This window comes from Pseudomonas sp. NBRC 111132 (assembly GCF_001320565.1).
GTDB lineage: Bacteria > Pseudomonadota > Gammaproteobacteria > Pseudomonadales > Pseudomonadaceae > Aquipseudomonas > Aquipseudomonas putida_P.
In genome coordinates, this window is sequence record NZ_BCBI01000118.1 from 1 (window position 1) to 2,433 (window position 2,433).

The following is a 2,433-nucleotide window of genomic DNA, read 5'->3' on the forward strand; positions in this document are numbered from 1 at the left end:
TGGTCCGGCATCAGCAGCAGGTCGCGCGGGCCGCTTGGGGTGTTGGGGGCCATCAGCAGTTGCAGTGCCTCGTCGGCGACCTGCCGGGCGGCGCCGACCAGCCCGCAGCGCTCGATGATCTCGAAACCGCCCTGTTGGCCGAAGTTGTCGCGGCCCAGGCTGCGGCTTTGGCTATCCTGGCCGTCGCTGGCGGTCACACCCAGGCCTGGGAACAGGAAACGCTGGGCATGGCGTAGCTCGGCGCCGGCCGAGTTCAGGTAGGTTTGCTCGACCAGGCTCAGGCCCAGGCTGGCCTGCCAGTCCACTAGGCGGCTGTCCTTGGGCACGCTGGCCGATTCGGCAGCCAGCAGGCCAAGGCAGTCGGCGAGGCTAGGTACGGGCTGGTCGAAATGGGGTGAGAGATGGTCGTGACGAGCACTGGTCACTGGCTGCTCGCGCAGGTCCAGCAGGCTGTGCGGAGCGATCTGCCGGGCCAGTGCCTCGGCTTGCTCCAGTGCGCGTTGCAGGCCCGCCTGGGACAGGTCGGCGGTGGCCGCATAGGCCTCCACGCCGTTGACCCGCACGGTGAGCATGGCGCCTTCGTCCTGGCTGAAGAACGGTGGTTCGGCAACGTTGCGCCGAACTGAAAGCGCCTGGTGCGACTGTTTCACATGGCGCAGGGAAAACAACTCGGCCGTACTGCGCAGCGCGGCAAAGCGCTGGCGCAGCAGGGCGCTGGAATCGAACATGCAAAAGCCTCCGTGTACACGGTGGCTCCCCCTTAGAACCACTCGTCCTGCATGGTGAGGCAGGTGTTGTCGCGCGCCTCTAGCAATGCCAGCTCATTATGGCAGCCCGGTACTTCCCAGGTCAGGAAATAACGTGCGGCCTGGAGCTTGCCGAGGTAGAAGGTGCGGTCGGCAGCGTTGCCCTTTAGCAAACCAAGCTCGGCGTGAATCGCCTGCTCCAGCCAGCGCCAGCCGATAACGCAGTGGCCGAAGACCTTGAGGTACAGGGCCGAGTTGGCCAAGGCGCCAGCGACCTTGCCCTGGGCCAGGTCGCCGAGCAGGGCCAGCGTTACGCTTTGCAGGCGGTTGACCAGTTGTTCCAGTGGCTGGCGCAGTGGGTCGAGGTTGGGGTGGTGGCTGGCGCGCTCGCCGGTGTTGGCGATCAGGCGGATGAGTTGTTTGAGCCCGGCGCCATTGTTTTGCGCCAGCTTGCGGCCAAGCAAGTCGAGCGACTGAATGCCCTCGGTGCCTTCGTGAATCGGGTTCAGGCGGTTGTCGCGGTAATACTGTTCCACCGGATATTCGCGGGTGTAGCCGTGGCCGCCGAGAATCTGGATCGCCAGTTCGTTGGCCTTGAGGCAGAACGTCGACGGCCACGACTTGACGATCGGAGTCAGCAGGTCGAGCAGTTCCTGGGTCTGCTGGCGGGTGCTTTCTTCGCTGGCGGTGTGAGTATCGTCGAATAGACGGGCGGCATACAGGCCCAGGTCAAAGGCACCTTCCACGTAAGCCTTCTGGGCCAGCAGCATGCGCTTTACATCGCTATGTTCGATGATCGGCACCGCTTGGCTGTGTGGGTCTTTGTTGTCCGGTAGCCGGCCCTGCGGACGCTGTCGGGCGTATTCCAACGAGTAAAGGTAGCCGGCGTAACCTAGCATCACTGCACCCATGCCGACGCCGATACGCGCCTCGTTCATCATCTGGAACATGCAGGCCAGGCCCTGGTGTGGCTGGCCGACCAGGTAGCCGACGCACTGGCCGTTGTCGCCGAAGTTCAGCGCGGTGGAGGTAGTGCCGCGCCAGCCCATCTTGTGGAACAACCCGGCCAGCAGCACGTCATTGCGCGAGCCACGGCTGCCGTCCGGGTTCACCAGATATTTCGGCACGATGAACAGCGAGATGCCCTTCACCCCGGGCGGGGCGTCCGGCAGCTTGGCCAGCACCATGTGCACGATGTTTTCCGACAGTTCGTGGTCGCCACCGGAGATGAAGATCTTGTTGCCCTTGAGTCGGTAACTGCCATCGCCCGCAGGTTCGGCGCGGGTGCGGATGTCGGCCAGAGACGAGCCGGCGTGGGGCTCGGTCAGCGCCATGGTACCGAAGTAGCGGCCCTCGATCATCGGTTGCAGGAACAGGCGCTTCTGTTCCTCTGTGCCGAAACTCTCGATCAGGTTGGCTGCGCCCATGGTCAGGAATGGGTAGGCCGTGGTGCCGGCGTTGGCGGCCTGGAAGTGGGCGAAGCAGGCCTGCGACACCAGGCTGGGCAGCTGCATGCCACCCACCTCGAAGTCCCGGTTGGTGTTGAGAAAGCCGGCTTCGAGGAAGGCGTCGACGGCAGGCTTCACCTCGGTGATCAGCTCCGCGCGACCATCCACGTAGCGCGGCTCGTTTTCGTCGGCCTTGCGGTTGTGCGGGGCGAAGTACTTTTCGGCGATGGTGCGGGCGG

2 protein-coding genes are annotated in these 2,433 nt (G+C 64.5%); both read right to left on the reverse strand.

Annotation, left to right across the window (positions count from 1 at the left end; translation table 11 throughout):
- Positions 1-728: PmbA/TldA family metallopeptidase (locus APH35_RS27880; protein ID WP_374701366.1), on the reverse strand; the 728-nt coding region annotated here is incomplete at its 3' end.
- A 32-nt stretch (positions 729-760) separates the two neighbouring features.
- Positions 761-2,433, reverse strand: a 1,673-nt coding sequence (locus APH35_RS27885) for an acyl-CoA dehydrogenase (RefSeq protein WP_060515837.1), incomplete at its 5' end; no start/stop codon positions are given.